The organism is Microbacterium sp. NPDC055312, from assembly GCF_053645675.1.
Genome location: NZ_JBSHMU010000001.1, coordinates 387,526 through 404,141 on the forward strand (window position 1 = coordinate 387,526; position 16,616 = coordinate 404,141).

At 68.8% G+C, this 16,616-nt stretch carries 16 protein-coding genes; 12 read left to right on the forward strand and 4 right to left on the reverse strand.

Annotated elements, in window-relative coordinates; translation table 11 throughout:
• Positions 1–27 precede the first annotated feature (27 nt).
• Positions 28–930 carry an alpha/beta fold hydrolase gene (locus ACWIDW_RS01900; protein WP_454122506.1) on the forward strand — a complete coding sequence of 301 codons (903 nt, stop codon included), beginning with the start codon at positions 28–30 and terminating at the stop codon, positions 928–930.
• Here the strand turns inward: ACWIDW_RS01900 and ACWIDW_RS01905 are convergent.
• On the reverse strand, positions 902–1,375 hold the full coding sequence (locus ACWIDW_RS01905; RefSeq protein ID WP_313356369.1) for an Lrp/AsnC family transcriptional regulator: 474 nt from the start codon (positions 1,373–1,375) through the stop codon (positions 902–904). The two genes, ACWIDW_RS01900 and ACWIDW_RS01905, sit on opposite strands and share 29 nt — an antisense overlap.
• Positions 1,376–1,543: 168 nt before the next feature.
• Between ACWIDW_RS01905 and ACWIDW_RS01910 the strand changes: the two genes are divergently transcribed.
• The 3 genes from ACWIDW_RS01910 to ACWIDW_RS01920 are packed head-to-tail and all read left to right on the forward strand — an operon-like array spanning position 1,544 to position 5,044.
• Positions 1,544–2,656, forward strand: a complete 1,113-nt coding sequence (locus ACWIDW_RS01910; RefSeq protein WP_454122507.1) for a thiamine pyrophosphate-dependent dehydrogenase E1 component subunit alpha — start codon at positions 1,544–1,546, stop codon at positions 2,654–2,656.
• A gap of 1 nt (position 2,657) precedes the next feature.
• Complete coding sequence (locus tag ACWIDW_RS01915) at positions 2,658–3,683, forward strand: alpha-ketoacid dehydrogenase subunit beta (protein WP_454122508.1); 1,026 nt, start codon at positions 2,658–2,660, stop codon at positions 3,681–3,683.
• On the forward strand, positions 3,680–5,044 hold the full coding sequence (locus ACWIDW_RS01920; RefSeq protein WP_454122510.1) for a dihydrolipoamide acetyltransferase family protein: 1,365 nt from the start codon (positions 3,680–3,682) through the stop codon (positions 5,042–5,044). The genes ACWIDW_RS01915 and ACWIDW_RS01920 overlap by 4 nt, the downstream gene beginning before the upstream one ends.
• Positions 5,045–5,074: 30 nt before the next feature.
• Here the strand turns inward: ACWIDW_RS01920 and ACWIDW_RS01925 are convergent, their stop codons facing one another.
• The gene (locus ACWIDW_RS01925) at positions 5,075–5,671 is read right to left on the reverse strand and encodes a TetR/AcrR family transcriptional regulator (RefSeq protein ID WP_454122511.1); all 597 of its coding nucleotides are present in this window, start codon (positions 5,669–5,671) and stop codon (positions 5,075–5,077) included.
• A 92-nt stretch (positions 5,672–5,763) separates the two neighbouring features.
• Here ACWIDW_RS01925 and ACWIDW_RS01930 point away from each other — a divergent pair, with 92 nt between their 5' ends.
• Genes ACWIDW_RS01930 through ACWIDW_RS01950 form a run of 5 tightly spaced genes read left to right on the forward strand, consistent with a single transcriptional unit; the run spans position 5,764 to position 11,682 of the window.
• Positions 5,764–7,317, forward strand: coding sequence for a carboxyl transferase domain-containing protein (locus ACWIDW_RS01930; protein WP_454122513.1), 1,554 nt, complete (start codon positions 5,764–5,766; stop codon positions 7,315–7,317).
• A gap of 5 nt (positions 7,318–7,322) precedes the next feature.
• Positions 7,323–9,224 carry an acetyl/propionyl/methylcrotonyl-CoA carboxylase subunit alpha gene (locus ACWIDW_RS01935; protein WP_454122515.1) on the forward strand — a complete coding sequence of 634 codons (1,902 nt, stop codon included), beginning with the start codon at positions 7,323–7,325 and terminating at the stop codon, positions 9,222–9,224.
• The gene (locus ACWIDW_RS01940; protein ID WP_454122516.1) at positions 9,221–10,393 is read left to right on the forward strand and encodes an acyl-CoA dehydrogenase family protein; all 1,173 of its coding nucleotides are present in this window, start codon (positions 9,221–9,223) and stop codon (positions 10,391–10,393) included. Before ACWIDW_RS01935 ends, ACWIDW_RS01940 begins: the two co-directional genes overlap by 4 nt.
• A 9-nt stretch (positions 10,394–10,402) precedes the next feature.
• Positions 10,403–10,882: a MaoC family dehydratase gene (locus ACWIDW_RS01945; RefSeq protein WP_454122518.1), complete on the forward strand. Its 480-nt coding sequence runs from the start codon at positions 10,403–10,405 to the stop codon at positions 10,880–10,882.
• The gene (locus tag ACWIDW_RS01950) at positions 10,879–11,682 is read left to right on the forward strand and encodes an HpcH/HpaI aldolase/citrate lyase family protein (RefSeq protein ID WP_454122520.1); all 804 of its coding nucleotides are present in this window, start codon (positions 10,879–10,881) and stop codon (positions 11,680–11,682) included. The genes ACWIDW_RS01945 and ACWIDW_RS01950 overlap by 4 nt, the downstream gene beginning before the upstream one ends.
• A 71-nt stretch (positions 11,683–11,753) precedes the next feature.
• Here ACWIDW_RS01950 and ACWIDW_RS01955 read toward each other — a convergent pair whose 3' ends face one another.
• Positions 11,754–12,338 (reverse strand): histidine phosphatase family protein, encoded by a 585-nt coding sequence (locus ACWIDW_RS01955; protein WP_454122521.1) that lies wholly within the window; start codon positions 12,336–12,338, stop codon positions 11,754–11,756.
• Between the two features lie 35 nt (positions 12,339–12,373).
• Positions 12,374–13,222 (reverse strand): Sir2 family NAD-dependent protein deacetylase, encoded by an 849-nt coding sequence (locus ACWIDW_RS01960; RefSeq protein ID WP_454122523.1) that lies wholly within the window; start codon positions 13,220–13,222, stop codon positions 12,374–12,376.
• A gap of 60 nt (positions 13,223–13,282) precedes the next feature.
• Between ACWIDW_RS01960 and ACWIDW_RS01965 the strand changes: the two genes are divergently transcribed.
• The 3 genes from ACWIDW_RS01965 to ACWIDW_RS01975 all read left to right on the forward strand — a co-directional run bounded on the left by ACWIDW_RS01965 (position 13,283) and on the right by ACWIDW_RS01975 (position 16,611).
• Entirely contained in the window at positions 13,283–14,170 is an 888-nt protein-coding gene (locus ACWIDW_RS01965; RefSeq protein ID WP_454122525.1) for a TrmH family RNA methyltransferase, read from the forward strand.
• A 123-nt stretch (positions 14,171–14,293) separates the two neighbouring features.
• On the forward strand, positions 14,294–15,790 hold the full coding sequence (locus tag ACWIDW_RS01970; RefSeq protein WP_454122527.1) for an AAA family ATPase: 1,497 nt from the start codon (positions 14,294–14,296) through the stop codon (positions 15,788–15,790).
• Between the two features lie 113 nt (positions 15,791–15,903).
• The gene (locus ACWIDW_RS01975; RefSeq protein ID WP_454122529.1) at positions 15,904–16,611 is read left to right on the forward strand and encodes an HNH endonuclease; all 708 of its coding nucleotides are present in this window, start codon (positions 15,904–15,906) and stop codon (positions 16,609–16,611) included.
• Positions 16,612–16,616 lie beyond the last annotated feature (5 nt).

Here is a 16,616-nt window from a genome sequence, read left to right on the forward strand (position 1 = left end):
GACATTCCGTCCCGTAGACTCGGCGGCATGCCCGCGACCTCTCCGTATGCCGCTCGCCTCGCCGAGATCCCGGTCGAACGCCGAGAGGTGCAGGTGCAGGGATCGACGACGGCGTACTGGGTGTACGGCGAGGCGGCGGACGACGCGCCGACGATCGTCACCGTGCACGGATTCCGCGGCGAGCATCACGGGCTCGAGCCGGTCGTGGCGTACCTGCCCGGCATCCGGATCATCTCGCCCGACCTGCCGGGCTTCGGCGAGACGCCGCCGATACCGGATCGCGAGCACGACCTCGGGCTCTACACCGGCTGGCTCTGCGAGTTCGCGCGCACCGTCGCGCCCGGAGCGATCATCCTCGGGCACTCGTTCGGCTCGATCGTCGCGGCGGCCGCCGTCGCGAGCGGACTCGAGACGCCGCGGCTCATCCTGATCAACCCGATCGGCGCCCCGGCCCTCGAGGGGCCGAAGGGCCTGCTCACCCGGATCGCGGTGCTGTACTACGCCCTCGGTGCGCGTCTGCCCGAACGCTGGGGGACGGCCCTGCTGCGGCATCCGCTCACGGTGCGCGTCATGAGCATGGCGATGGCCAAGACCCGCGACCCGGCGCTGCGCAGGTTCATCCACGGCCAGCACGACACCTACTTCTCGCGCTTCGCCGATCGCGACGTGCTGCACGACGCCTTCGTGACCAGCGCCTCACATGACGTGCGGGCGTTCGCGGGCGTGATCGACGTGCCGACTCTGCTGATCGCGGCTCAGCGTGACGACATCACGCCGATCGAGGCCGAGCGGCGCCTCGCGACGATGTTCCCTCAGGCCGAGCTGGTCGAGATCGCCGACGTCGGGCACCTCATCCACTACGAGACGCCGGCCGAGGCGGCCGGAGCGATCCGGCGCTTCCTCAGACTTCCCGTCGTGCGAGGCCGATGAGCCCGGCCACCCGGAACGGGATCACCTCGCCCATCGCGAGCGAGGTCTCGGTGCGCTCGACGCCGTCGATCGACAGGATCCTGGCGTCGGTGTCGAACAGGTGACGAGCATCCCGGCAGGCGACCCTGGCGAGCAGGTCGATCGATCCGCTCAGCCCGTGCGCCTGCACGATCTCGGGAACCCGTGACAGCTCGGCGATGATCCGCGGCAGCTCGGTCTGCCGCACGCCGATGCTGATGAACGCCTGCAGCGGGAATCCGAGCACCTCGGTCGAGAACGAGCGCTCGTACGACTCGAAGACTCCCGTCTGCTCGAGTCGGGCCATCCGGGCCTGAATCGTGTTGCGCGACAGGCGAAGCCGGTCGGCCAGCTTCACCACGGTCGTGCGCGGGTCCTCCGCCAGGGCGGTGAGCAGTTCGAGGTCTGTGCGATCCAGGACGGGCATAACGCCACACGATAGCAGGGCTGCAGTCGGGGTGATTGCGCAACATGCTCAGCAAACGCACACATGCTTGAGCGACGTGTCAGCCCGACGTAGCATTCGACTAAGCCCGACGCAGCCGTCGGGAAACCGTGCACGCCCCACGAGGGCCGCCACGTCAGGAGGACGCCGATGTCACCGAACACCAGCCCGATCGTCGACACTCAGAACGATCTCGAACTCACCGAGCGCATCATCGCGCCCGACGGCACGCGCGTGTCGAACCCTGGACTCGACCGCTGGATCGCCGACATCGACTACCAGGCGATGCGCGAGCTGCACCGCGACATGGTGGTGCTGCGGCGCATCGACTCCGAGGGCGTGGCGCTGCAGCGCCAGGGCCAGCTCGGCCTGTGGGCGCCGTGCAACGGCCAGGAGGCCGCGCAGATCGGCACCGGCCGTGCCCTCGCGCCGAAGGACTTCGTCTTCCCCAGCTACCGCGAGACCGGGGTGATGTACACCCGCGGTGCCGAGCCGGGCGACTACGTGCGCATGTGGCGCGGTGAGGAGGGCGCGGCCTACGACCCCGCCCGGCTCGGCATCGCTCCGCTGCAGATCATCATCGGCGCGCAGACCCTGCACGCCGTCGGCTACGGCATGGGCATCCTGCACGACGGAGCCGACGAGGTCGCCGTCACCTACTTCGGCGACGGCGCCACCAGTCAGGGCGACGTCAACGAGGCGATGATCTTCGCCTCGTCGTACCGCGCACCTGTCGTGTTCGTCTGCCAGAACAACCACTGGGCGATCTCCGAGCCGGTCGGACTGCAGTCGCAGTACCCGCTGGCTGGCCGCGCGCCCGGGTTCGGCATCCCGAGCCTGCGCGTCGACGGCAACGACGTGCTCGCCTGCATGGCGGCGATGCGCTGGGCGCTCGATCACGCACGCACCGGCAAGGGGCCCGCCTACCTCGAAGCAGTGACCTACCGCATGGGGCCGCACACCACCGCCGACGACCCGAAGCGCTACCGCGACGACGCCGAACTCGCCCTGTGGCGCGATCGCGACCCGATCACGCGCCTCGAGGCGCATCTCCGCGCCGCCGGCGAGCTGACCGACGAGCACCTCGGCTCCGTGCAGCAGGCTGCCGACGACATCGCCCGCGAGATGCGCGCCGCATGCATCGGCATGCAGACCCGCCCGGCCCTCGCCGTGTTCGATCGCGTGTACGCCGAGCCGCACTCCGGCCTCGAGCGCCAGCGCGACGAGTACGCCGCATACCTCGCCTCGTTCGAGGAGGCCTGAGATGACGCAGATGACGATGGGCAAGGCCCTCAATGCGGGGCTGCGCCAGGCGATGCTCGACGACGAGAAGGTCGTGCTGATGGGTGAGGACATCGGCACCCTCGGTGGCGTGTTCCGCATCACCGACGGGCTCAAGGACGAATTCGGGGCGAAGCGGGTGATCGACACGCCGCTCGCCGAATCCGGCATCGTCGGCACCGCGGTCGGGCTCGCGTTCCGGGGGTACCGTCCGGTGGTGGAGATCCAGTTCGACGGATTCATCTACCCCGCGTTCGACCAGATCGTCTCGCAGGTCGCGAAGCTGCACTACCGCACGCAGGGCCGGGTGAAGATGCCGATCACGATCCGCGTGCCCTGGGCGGGCGGCATCGGCGCGGCCGAGCACCACTCCGAATCGCCCGAGGCCTATTTCGTGCACACCGCAGGGCTCCGCGTGATCGCGGTCTCCGACCCGCAGGACGCGTACCGCTGCCTGCGGCAGGCCATCGCCTGCGACGACCCGGTCCTGTTCTTCGAGCCGAAGCGCCTGTACCACCACAAGGGTGAGGTCGACCTCGCGGCGCCGCTCGCCGATGCCCCTCCGATGGGTCTCGCCCGGGTGGTGCGCCAGGGGACGGATGCCACGATCATCACCTACGGCGCGATGGTGAGCACTGCACTCGACGCGGCCGCCGCTGCGGAGGACGAGGGCGTCTCGCTCGAGGTCATCGACCTGCGCTCGCTCTCGCCCGTCGACTACGAGACCGTCTCCGCCTCGGTGCGGCGCACCGGGCGGGTGGTCGTCGCGCACGAGGCGTCCCGCGAGGCGGGAGTGGCCGCGGAGGTCATCGCGAGCATCACCGAGTTCTGCTTCGAATACCTCGAGGCGGCACCCGTGCGCGTCACCGGGCACGACATCCCGTATCCCCCCGCGAAGCTCGAGAAGTTCCACCTTCCGGACCTCGACCGCATCCTCGACGCCGTCGACCGAGTGCTCGATCGTCCGCACGCACTGAGCACCGTGGACGCGAAGGGAGACGAGCGGTGAACGCCGAGTTCCGCCTGCCCGACCTGGGCGAAGGACTGACCGAAGCCGAGGTCGTGCAATGGCTCGTGCAGCCGGGCGACGCCGTCGCGCTGAACCAGACGCTCGCCGAGGTCGAGACGGCCAAGGCCGTCGTCGAACTGCCCTCTCCGTACGAGGGCACCGTCGCCGTGCTGCACGCCGACGCAGGCGACACCGTGGCGGTCGGCGCCCCGCTGATCGCCTTCGACGTCGCCGGCGACGGGTCCGCGACTTCAGCCGCTCCTGCCGCGGCCGAGGCGGAGGAGGAGAAGGCACAGCCGAATCTCGTCGGATACGGCGCGGCCCCGGCATCCGGAGGCCGTCCGGCCCGACGTGCCCGCCGAGGCGGCGCGGCCCCGGCGGTCGCGGCCGATGCCGACGTGCTCGAGGCGGCCCCGCACGACGTGCTGCCGCCCAGCGTCGCCGAGCCGGCGGTGGGGGAGCGGCCCCGCTCGACCCCACCGGTGCGCGCGCACGCGAAGCGCCTCGGGGTCGATCTCGCATTGGTCGCCGCCGACGTCGGCGACCGGGTGATCACCCGCGACGACGTGGATGCCTATGCCGGGCGCACGGGCTCGGCCGCTGCGGCGACGCAGCCGGCGCCGGCCGCATCGCCTGCCGTGCAGCTCGTGCCGTCGGGAGAGCGTGCGCAGACCCGCATCCCGATCAAGGGTGTGCGCAAGCACACCGCCCAGGCGATGGTGCAGAGCGCGTTCACCGCTCCGCACGTCACCACGTTCCACACCGTCGACGTCACCGCGAGCATGGAGCTGATCGAGCAGCTGAAGGCCGACAGGTCACTCGCCGAGCACCGCATCGGACCGCTCGTGGTCATCGCGAAGGCGGTGGCTCTCGCACTCGGACGCAACCCGTCGCTGAACGCGACATGGGACGAGGCTGCGGGCGAGATCGTGCACAATCACTTCGTCGATCTGGGCATCGCCGCAGCGACCGAGCGCGGTCTGATCGTGCCGATCATCCGGGACGCCGAGAGACTGTCCCTCACCGGGATGGCCGACGCGCTCGCGCAGCTCACGCAGACGGCACGTGCCGGCAGGACCAGCCCGGCAGAGCTCGCCGGCGGCACCTTCTCGATCACCAACATCGGCGTGTTCGGCATCGATGCGGGCACGCCGATCCTGCCGCCGGGGCAGTCCGGGATCCTTGCTGTCGGGGCGGTGCGACGTCAGCCGTGGGAGTACCGCGGTGAGATCGCCTTGCGCCAGATGATGACGCTGAGTCTGTCGTTCGACCACCGGCTCGTCGACGGCGCCGAGGGCGCCCGCTTCCTCAAGGATGTCGCCGACATCCTCGAGCAGCCGGGCCGGGCTCTGCTCTACTGAGCCGCGGCGCGCCGGTGCGGGTCGACCCGGTCAGACATCGCCTGCGGTCAGCGCGGCCATCGCCATCGCGGCGAGCACGCGCGCGGTGTCGGTGCGCGTGCGCAGCGCGGCCGAGGTGCTGTGCGGCGTGGAGTTCAGCAGCCCGAAGCACGCCTGGACGCGCAGACGCAGCTCCTCCCGCTCGCCTGACACGAGAGGTCTGAGCGCATCGATCCACAATCCGATGTACGCACGCTGCAGTCGGCGCACGTCCGCTCGCGACTGATCGGTGAGGTGGAACAGCTCACGATCCTGCACGCGGATGACGTCGGCGTTGCGCAGGGCGAAGTCGACGTGGAAGTCCACGAGCATCGCCATGCGGGTGCGTTCATCGGCGGTTCCGTGCACGACTGCGGTGCCGCCGGTGACGAGGTCCTCGCTCACGCCGATGAGCAGCGCACCGAGGAGCGCCTGCTTGCCGGCGAAGTGCCGGTACACGGCCGGTCCGGAGACGCCGACCGCGGCGCCGATGTCCTCCAGGCTCACGCTCGAGTACCCCCGGGCGCCGAACAGCTCGGCGGCCGCGACGAGGATCGCGCCGGTGCGCTGAGCTTTGGCACGATTGCGCGAAGTGACGGGCGTTGTCATTTCGGTTAATCCTCGCTAACCTGAATTGCCGGGGTTAGTGAACACTAACCCTTCTGGCGCCATATTTCCGCAACGGTCGAGGAGGACCCGCGATGCCGGCCACCCAGCAGACTCTCGCCGCAGAGCTGCGCGAGCGCCTCGCCGCCGCCGCACTCGGCGGCCCGGAGCGCTCCCGCGAACGGCATGTCGCCCGCGGCAAGATGCTGCCGCGCGACCGCGTCGACCGGCTGCTCGACGAGGGCAGCCCCTTCATCGAGGTCGCGCCCCTGGCGGCGAACGGACTGTACGGCGACGAGGCCCCGGGTGCCGGGGTGGTCGCCGGTATCGGGCTGGTGCACGGCAGGCACGTGATGGTCGTCTGCAACGACCCGACCGTCAAGGGCGGCACGTACTTCCCGATGACGGTGAAGAAGCATCTGCGTGCGCAGGAGATCGCGATCGAGAACCGCCTGCCCTGCCTCTACCTCGTCGACTCGGGCGGCGCCTTCCTCCCGAAGCAGGACGAGGTGTTCCCCGACCGCGACCACTTCGGTCGTATCTTCTTCAACCAGGCGCGCATGTCGGCCGAGGGGATCCCGCAGCTCGCGGCCGTGCTCGGCTCGTGCACGGCGGGCGGCGCGTACGTGCCGGCGATGAGCGACCAGACCGTGATCGTGCGGGGCCAGGGCACCATCTTCCTCGGCGGTCCGCCGCTGGTGAAGGCCGCGATCGGCGAGGTCGTCACCGCCGAGGAGCTCGGCGGGGGAGAGTTGCACGCCCGCCGCTCGGGGGTCGTCGATCACCTGGCCGACGACGACGAGCACGCCCTCGAGATCCTTCGTGACATCGTCGCGACGCTGCCGCAGCCGGCCCCGCCGGCGTGGCACGTCGGGCCGAGCATCGCACCCCGCGAAACCGGAAGCCTCTACGACGTCGTGCCCGTCGACGTGAACACCGCGTACGACGTGCACGAGGTGATCGACCGGCTCGTCGACGCCGACAGCGTCAGCGAGTTCAAGCCCGAGTACGGCATCACCCTCGTGACCGCGTTCGCGCGGCTGCACGGCCACCCGATCGGGATCGTCGCCAACAACGGCGTGCTGTTCAGCGAATCGGCGCTGAAGGGCGCCCACTTCATCGAGCTCTGCGACCAGCGCGGCATCCCGCTGCTGTTCCTGCAGAACATCACCGGGTTCATGGTCGGCACCGAGGCCGAGGCGGGCGGCATCGCGAAGGACGGCGCGAAGATGGTGACCGCCGTCGCCACCACCCGCGTGCCGAAACTGACCGTGATCATCGGCGGCTCGTTCGGCGCCGGCAACTACTCGATGTGCGGTCGGGCGTACTCGCCGCGATTCCTGTGGACCTGGCCGGCCAGCCGCATCTCGGTGATGGGCGGCCCGCAGGCGGCATCCGTCCTCGCCACGGTGAAAGAGGATCAGCTCACCGCGGCAGGAACACCGTGGACCGCCGAGCAGCGCGCCGAGTTCGAGGCGCCCGTCCGCAGTCAGTACGAGGCGCAGGGTGAGCCGTACTACGCCACCGCGCGGCTGTGGGACGACGGGATCGTCGACCCCGACCAGACCCGCGACCTGCTCGGACTCGCGCTCGACGTCGTCTCCCGGACGCCCCTGCCCGACCCGCGCTTCGGCCTCTTCCGGATGTGAGCATCATGACCATCGACACCGTCCTCGTCGCCAACCGCGGCGAGATCGCCCGCCGCATCATCCGCACCCTGCGCGACCTGGGAATGCGCAGCGTCGCCGTGTACAGCGACGCCGACGCGCACGCGCCGCATGTGCGCGAAGCAGACCAGGCCGTGCACATCGGCGGATCGGCTGCGTCGGATTCGTACCTGAACGTGGATGCCATCCTGGCCGCCGCACAGGCATCCGGTGCCCAGGCCATCCACCCCGGATACGGATTCCTCTCCGAGAGCGTGCAGCTGGCACGCGTCTGCGCGGGAGCCGGTGTGACCTTCATCGGACCCGGCGAGCGCGCCCTCGAGATCATGGGTGACAAGGCGACGGCGCGCGACCACGTGGCGCGCCACGGCGTGCCCGTGGTGCCCGGCTTCACGGCCGCAGGCCTCGACGACGATCAGATCCGCGCCCGTGCCGACGAGGTCGGCTACCCGCTGCTGGTCAAGCCCAGCGCGGGCGGCGGCGGCAAGGGAATGGAGATCGTCCGCGCCGGTGACGAGCTCGCCGGCGCGCTCGCGACCGCGCGGCGCGTCGCGACCGCGGCGTTCGGCGACGACTCGATGGTGCTCGAGCGGCTCGTGCAGCGGCCGCGGCACATCGAGGTGCAGGTCTTCGGCGACACGCACGGCACGGTCATCGCCCTCGGCGAGCGCGAATGCACTCTGCAGCGTCGCCACCAGAAGGTGATCGAGGAAGCACCCGCGGCACATCTTCCCGACGCGGTGCGCCGTCGGCTGCTCGACGCCGCGGTGGCCGCGGCGAAGAGCGTCGACTACGTCGGCGCCGGCACCGTGGAGTTCCTCGTCGACGCCGACGCCGTCGACGAGGTGTTCTTCATCGAGATGAACACGCGGCTGCAGGTCGAGCATCCGGTCACCGAGGAGGTCACCGGTCTCGACCTCGTCGCCCTGCAGCTGCACATCGCCGCCGGGGGTGCGATCGACCCGGCCCCGGCCGTGCGCGGGCACGCCGTCGAGGCCCGCGTCTACGCGGAATCGCCGGAGCGCGGGTTCCTGCCGTCCACCGGGCGCGTCCTGCTGTTCGATCCTCCCCGCGACGTGCGGGTGGATGCCGCGATCGAGACGGGTTCTGAGATCAGCGGGTTCTACGATCCGATGATCGCGAAGGTCATCGCGTACGGCGCGGATCGTGCGACGGCGCTGCGCCGTCTGGACGCCGCTCTCGCCCGCACCGTCGTGCTGGGAGTCGAGACGAACATCGCCTTCCTGCGTGCCCTGCTCCGCGACGAGCGCGTGCGGCGGGGCGACCTCGACACAGGTCTGATCGAGACGATGCTGCCGTTCGCCGCCGCGCCGCCGACGCCGGCGATGCTGGCCGCGGCCGCGCACGCTGTCGCGCAGGCCCGTCCGAGCAGTCGCCCGAGGGCCTCCGCCGACGTCTGGCACGAGCTGCCGGGCTGGCGGATCGGCGGCGCCGCGGCGCCGCCGCGCACCGAGTTCGTGACCGACGACGACACGATCGTCGAGGCGCCGGCAGCGTACACGCGCGGCGTCCCGACGGCGACCGACGACGACGGCGCCGTGTGGGTCTTCGCCGACGGCCGGACCGCGCGTCTGCGTCCGCTCTCCCGTCGAGGGCGCATGCAGCGCCGCCTCGCCGAGCGGGAGCGCGCATCCGGGCCGAGCCGGCCCGAGGGCCGCGCCCCCATGCCGGGCAGCATCGTGGCCGTTCACGTCGCCGACGGCGACGTGGTGCGCGCGGGAGATCCGCTCGTCTCGATCGAGGCGATGAAGATGGAGCATCCGGTGCTCGCGCCGCACGACGGCACGGTGCACCTGCTGGTCGCCCTCGGCGACCAGGTGCGACGGGACCAGCCCGTGGCACGAGTCAGCGAACAGGAGACAGCATGAGCGCCCAGACCGAACTGACCGGTGTCGAACTCACCGAAGAGCAGCGTGAGCTCGCCGCGATGGTGCGCGAGTTCGCGGACGAGGTCGTCGCGCCGCAGGCGTACGAGGCCGACCGCACGCACACGCTCAACCTCGACGTCGTACGGCAGATGGGCGAGATGGGCCTGTTCGGGCTGCCCTTCTCGGAGGAGTACGGCGGGCAGGGCGGCGACTACCTCGCGCTCGGCCTCGCGATCGAAGGCATCGCCCGCGTCGATCAGTCGCTCGCGATCACCCTCGAGGCCGGCGTGAGCCTGGGCGCGATGCCGGTCTACCGCTTCGGCACCGAGGCGCAGAAGCAGGAGCACCTGCCCGCGCTGCTCGCCGGCGAGGCTCTGGCGGGCTTCGGCCTCACCGAACCGGAGGCGGGAAGCGATGCCGGTGCCACGCGCACGACGGCGCGTCTCGAAGGCGGCGAGTGGGTGCTCAACGGCAGCAAGCAGTTCATCACCAACTCGGGCACCGCGATCACCCGCTTCGTGACCATGACCGCGGTCACCGGCGAGCGCGAGGGGCGCAAGGAGATCTCCACGATCATCGTCCCGAACGGCACGGTGGGGTTCACCGTCGAGCCGCCGTACGACAAGGTGGGCTGGAACGCCTCCGACACGCACCCGCTCACCCTGAACGACGTCCGAGTGCCGGAGGAGAACCTGCTCGGCGAGCGCGGGCTCGGCTTCAAGAACTTCCTCAGCATCCTCGACGAGGGGCGCATCGCGATCGCCGCTCTCGCGACGGGCGCCGCGGAGGGATGCCTGGAGGCGGCCGTCGACTACGCCCACAAGCGCACCGTGTTCGGCGCGGCGCTGAGCACGAGGCAGAACGCGCAGTTCACCCTGGCCCGCATGCGCGCCCGCGTGCACACCGCCCGCCTGGCCTGGCACCACGCCGCCCGGCTGCGCGACGCGGGCCGCCCGTTCGCCGAGGAGGCCGCGATCGCCAAGCTCGTGTCGGGCGAGGCGGCGATGGACAACGCCCGCGATGCGACGCAGATCTTCGGCGGCAACGGCTTCATGAACGAGTACTCCGTCGCGCGGCACTACCGCGACTCGAAGATCCTCGAGATCGGCGAGGGCACCACCGAGGTTCAGCTCCTCGTCATCGCCCGATCGCTGGGCCTGGTCGGATAGCGTTCGAGCATGACCGACATCGTTCAGCGCGGACTGTACTTCGAGGAGTTCGAGGTGGGCGCGCGCTACCTGCACCGACCAGGACGCACGGCCACCGAGGCCGACAACGTGCTCTTCACCACCCTCACGATGAACACGCAGGCGCTGCACCTCGATGCGGCGTTCGCCGACGCGCAGCAGCCGTTCGGCCAGCGGCTGATGAACTCGATGTGGACGCTCTCGACGATGGTCGGCGCGTCGGTGACACAGCTCACCCAGGGCACCCTGGTCGCGCAGCTGGGGCTCGGCGATATCTCGTTCCCGCACCCGCTCTTCCACGGCGACACGCTGTACACCGAGAGCGTGATCGTCGACAAGCGCCTCTCGGCCTCCCGGCCCGGTCAGGGCATCTGCACGATCGAGCACACCGGCCGCAATCAGGACGGCGTGGTCGTGGCGAAGGCCACCCGCACCGCGCTGATGCGCTGCCTGCCGGACGGCGAGCGATGACCCTCGGCATGGGCCCGGCGCTGCTGTTCTGCCCGGCAGACCGCCCTGAACGGTTCGCGGGGGCGCTGCAGAAGGCGGATGCCGTGATCCTCGATCTCGAAGATGCCGTGCTTCCGGATGCCAAGGCGCAGGCGCGTGAGAACGTCATCGCCGCCGATCTGGATCCCGACCGCGTCATCGTGCGGGTGAACGCACCCGAGACCGCGGAGTTCGCCCGGGACGTCGAGGCGGTGCGGCGCACGCCGTTCCGCACGGTGATGGTGGCGAAGAGCGAGGACCCGGCGGCGTTCGACGCCTTCGGCGCCGAGTTCGGCTTGATCGCCCTGTGCGAGACGGCGCGCGGTGTGCACCGGGCGGGCGAGTTGGCAGCGCACGAGCACACCATCGGGATGATGTGGGGCGCCGAGGATCTCGTGGCATCCCTCGGCGGCATGTCGAGCCGCTTCCCGGACGGGCGCTACCGCGACGTGGCCCGCACGGCGCGGGCACAGGTGCTGCTCGCAGCCGGCGCGTGCGGCCGGACGGCCCTCGACGCGGTGCACCTCGACATCGACGATCTGGACGGTCTCGCCGCCGAGGCCGCGGATGCGGTGGCATCGGGATTCGGGGCGACCGCATGCATCCACCCGAAGCAGGTCACGGTGATCCGCGACGCCTATCGACCCGACCCGGCGACGATCGCCTGGGCTGAGGCCGTGCTCGCCGCAGCAGAGGGGGAGCGGGGCGTGTTCCGCTTCGAGGGGCGGATGATCGACGAGCCCGTGCTGCGTCACGCTCGTGCGGTGCTGAGCCGGCGGTGAACCCCGATGCGTCCCTGAGCCTGTCGAAGGGTCCCTGAGCCTGTCGATGGGTCCCTGAGCCTGTCGAAGGGTCAGATCGGAATCGCCTCGAGCAGCCGCAGCGTGCCGCGCTCGGCGACGAAGCGGTGCACCGACCCGTTGTGCAGCGAATCACCCACCCGCGGCAGTGAGCCGCCGGACACGTGCATGAGCAGCGAGCGGATGACCCCGCCGTGGCTGACGACGATGATCGACTCCGCGCGCGGCGCGGACCGTCGACGCGCATCGCGGACGATCCGCTCGAGGGAGTCCAGGGCGCGGTCGCGCACCTCGTCGAGGGTCTCCGCACCGGGCACGGCCGAGGTCCAGTCGCCCCAGGTATTCAGGTAGTCCTCGACGAGCATGCCCTCGCCGTCGCCGAAGGTGCGCTCGCGCAGCCCGCGCGTGAGCGCCGGCCTGCCGAGTCCGAGCTCGTCGGCGATGATCTGCGCGGTCTGCTGCGCCCGCACCAGCGGGCTGGCGTAGATTGCGTCGTACGGCTCACCGGCAAGGGCGGCGGCGGCGCGGCGGGCATCGTCGCGACCGGTGTCGTTGAGCGGGATGTCGGTGGCGCCCTGGATGCGACGTGCGAGGTTCCAGTCGGTCTGTCCGTGGCGTACGAGTGTCAGCAGGGTCACCACTCGAGCCTAGGCGAGGCGCCGGTGAGCGGCGCTCAGAGTGCACCGAGGCGGGATGCCAGGGCAGTGAGCACCTCGGTGGTGCCGCCCCCGATCACGGCGTCTGCCCAGGCATCCGCTCTCGTCGGCTCGTGGTTGACGATCACGATCGGCATGTCACGGCGGCGGGCGCGCTCGATCACCCGGATGCCGGAGTTCACCGTGAGAGAGGTGCCCGCCACCAGCAGCGCCTCGGAGGCGTGCACGAGCGATTCGGCCAGCGCGAATCGCGCGGTCGGCACGAACTCGCCGAAGTACACCACATCGGGCTTCAGCATCCCGCCGCAGATCTCGCAGGTCGGGATGACGAATCCGGCCGTGCTCTCCGGCGACACGTCTCCGTCGGGGTTGAGCGCGATGTTCTCGGGAACGAGGATCCACGGGTTCAGCTGCTCGATGCGCTCGGCGATGGCCCTGCGGTCGTACACCTGGCGGCAGTCCAGGCAGAACGTGCGATGCATGGTGCCGTGCAGTTCGACGACCCGCCGACTTCCGGCGCGCAGGTGCAGCCCGTCGACGTTCTGCGTGACCACCCCGGTCGACGCGCCTGCGCGCTCCAGTGCTGCGAGCGCAAGATGGCCGCCGTTCGGGTCGGGCGTCGTGAACGCCCGGTATCCGAGATGGCCGCCGAGCCAGTACCGCCGCCGCGCGGCCTCATCAGAGAGGTAGGTCTGGATCGTCATCGGCTTCGAGCGTGGCGGTGCGCCGGCACCGCGGTAGGCGGGGATGCCCGAGTCGGTAGAGATGCCCGCTCCGGTCAGCACGGCGAACGGCCGACCCTGCAGGACTCCAGTCGCGCGCTCGACGGCATGGGAGACCGTGTTCGAGAGCTCGACCGACTGCACCCGGGAAGTCTATTCGCGCGGGCGGCGCATCGGGCCGATTCCACCTGACAGCATGGTCGGATGCAGCTTCAGCACGTGAGCGACCCGCTCGACCCGATCCTCGACGACTACCGCTCGCTCACCGACACGGCGTTGCGGCGAGTTCAGGAACCGGCCGGGGGGCTGTACATCGCGGAGTCGGCGAAGGTGATCGAGCGCGCATTTCGGGCAGGGCACCGGCCCCGGTCGATCCTGACCCAGCAGAAGTGGACGGATGCCGTGGCCGACATGCTGGGCCGGATCGACGCTCCCGTGTACGTGGTGGCCGACGAGGTCGCCGAGCAGCTCACCGGCTTCGCGGTGCACCGCGGGGTGATGGCGGCCATGCACCGACCCGAGCCTGCACGGCTGCCGGATCTGCTGTCGCAGATCGCTGCGCGGCGCCCGCGGATCGCCGTCCTGGAAGGGCTCACCGACCACACCAACGTGAGGTGTTCCAAAACACAGAAAGCTAAGAATCGATCTCGCATCGCGATCTTGGAAGGGGTGACCGATCATACGAACGTCGGAGCGCTGTTCAGATCGGCCGCCGCGCTGGGCGTGGATGCTGTCCTCGTCACGCCGGACTGTGCCGACCCGCTCTATCGCCGCTCTGTCCGGGTGTCGATGGGCACCGTCTTCCAGGTGCCATGGACGCGCATCCCTGAGTGGCCCGCGGGCATGGACGTGCTCAAGGATGCCGGGTACGTCGTCGCCGGGATGACGCTGGGGGAGGGCGCGATCACGCTCGACGAGCTCGTCGCTGAGGACCATGAGAAGCTCGCTCTTGTCTTCGGCTCCGAGGGCTTCGGTATCACGGCTCGCACCGACGCGCTGCTCGATCGTCGAGTGACGATTCCGATGATGAGTGGCGTGGATTCACTCAATGTCGCAGCGGCTTCGGCTGTCACGTTCTATGCGACGAAGTGAGATCTGTTCGGGGACTACGCCCTGGGCGTGGCAAACTGCGCTTAGTTACAAGGGGATGCTGACGCGTAGTCCGCACGATTCGCGTCATGGGTGGCTGTCAGGCCCTTCGTTGGGAGAGAGCAAGTGAAGATACGGGTCGTCGAGAGGTTTGCTTCGCACACGGGAGGTCGCGAGGACCTGGTGGTGTTGCGTCGTGACGGGTGGGACGATTTCGGGTTCAAGACTCTCTTCCACGCCGAGTTCACTCCTGCGCGTGGCGAGACCATCGACCTCGGATTGGTGAAAATCCTGAAGGCTGGACAGACGGGAGGTCGAACTCAGTTCGACAAGCCTGTCTTCCGCTCGCTCGACGAGAGCTACTGCTCGCTAGGGCAGGACATCGAGTACTACGAGAAGCTGGCACAGCTTCCTCCTAAGGTCAGAGATGCCTTTCTTTTGGCTATGCGAGATGCTGCAGTAGACAGCACCATCGCCCGCGAGTTCGAGCACGAGGAGGGGTGGACGACCTCACTCACAAGGTTCGGACAGGCTGAGCACACGCTCGCCATGGCAAGCGCCCTCTTTGAGCCCGCAACAAACGCGGGTGGAGTTGCGACGCTTTCCCACCAGAGCCGCGAGCTCGGGCTCAACCTTGAATTCCGCTTCGACGACACCCGTGCGCTTCCGGGGAGGTGCAAGGTCCTGATCGGCTACAACGGCGTCGGCAAGACCAGATTGCTCGCAGAGATGGCGCGCGATGTCAGCCGGGTGGGACTGGCCGCTGCAGATCCGAAATCTGGAGCCAGCCGATCGTTCAGTTCCGTGGTGGCTGTCTCCTACAGCGCCTTCGATCACTTTGAACTGCCGCCGATCCTGAACGCGAGCGAGGATGACCTCAAGCTAGAGGAGGCTTCGTCAACGACGCGCTTCGGATACACCTATTGCGGCCTTCGCCAGGTGCAGGCAGATCCCCAGACCACGCGTCTCAAGTCGATTCGAGAGCTCGACGATGAGCTGGTCACCGCATTCGCCAAAGCATGCACGAGAGATTCGGCACTGCTTACGCAGGTTATGGAGACGATCGAGTCCGATCCTTCCTTTGGTCGATCTGGAATTAGCTTGTCGACGTGGGTGGCGTCCGCGGGGATCCCTGCCGAGTATCCTTCCCGCCTGAGTTCGGGACAGAAAATCGTGATGAACATCCTTGTCCAACTCGCGGCGCATTTGCGGAAGCGCTCGCTCGTGCTGCTCGATGAACCCGAGACGCATCTTCATCCGCCACTGCTCGCGGCGCTCCTTCGCGGCGTCCATCAGTTGCTCGACGCCTTCGATTCGTACGCAGTTGTCGCCACCCACAGCCCCGTCGTGCTTCAAGAGGTGGCCGCCAAGGACGTGCTGGTGGTCGAGCGATTCGGCGATATTGTGCAAGCCTCGCCCCCGAAGCTCGAGACGTTCGCAGCAGGCTTGGGAGAGCTCACGACCGAAGCCTTCGGACTGGACAACTCGATCTCGGGCCACAGGGGCGTCATTCGCGACTTAATCTCCCGCATGGAGGTTGAAGAATTCGAGCGACTCTTCGTCGATGGGGCAAGCAGCCAGGCCCGAGCCCTCGCCTTGAGAATGAGTCGAGAGTCCGACTAGTAATGCGCACAATAGATCTGCCTTCGACGGACGAACCTGAGCTCTACGATCAACTGTCGCAACGTCGCAACTCTTCGGGAAGGGCACTGCTCGAGGCGGCACGACGAGAGGTGATGGAGGCGTACGACAACTACGTCGACGGCGAGGTGTGGAAACTTGATTCGTCGTTCGGGGACAAGCCGGTCGCGGAGGTGCTTCGGTCCAATTACGGGGTCCTGCGGTCTGGCGCGCTCAAGGAGATAGGGTCGGAACTCCTCGCGCGCAGCAGTCTCTGCTGTCTTTGCGCCCTCCGGGATTCGAGTGAACTCGATCACTACTTGCCGAAGGAGGACTTCCCCGAGTTTGCGGCCCTCAGCTTGAACCTCGTCCCTGCTTGCTCAGTGTGCAACAACAAGAAACGACAGGACTTTCGCAACGAGAGGGGGGAGCAGGCGTTCATTCATGCCTATCTCGATGACCTCCCGGACTCGCTTCCCTTCCTCCGCGCGTCACTCAGTGATGCGCCAACGGTGACCCCGTCGTTTCACGTAGTCCAACCCGCAGGAATGTCGGCATCGCTGTTCACCGTCATTGCGCAACAGTTCGAGCTGTTCGAATTGGACACCGCCTACTCTGGGGCGTCGGTTGAGCTCCTTCTTGAGCGCCGCGAAGCTCTTGAAGAGTACTTCGGCGATGGTGGCGCGGCCGACGTGATGAAGTACTTGGACCGAGATGCAAGAAGCGCGGCGCGGCGTGTCGGAGTGAACCACTGGCGACCCGCGATCCTCGCCGCGGCCGCAGCGTCGCCCGACTTCTGCTCCGGCGGATTCAGATACCTCTAGACGCG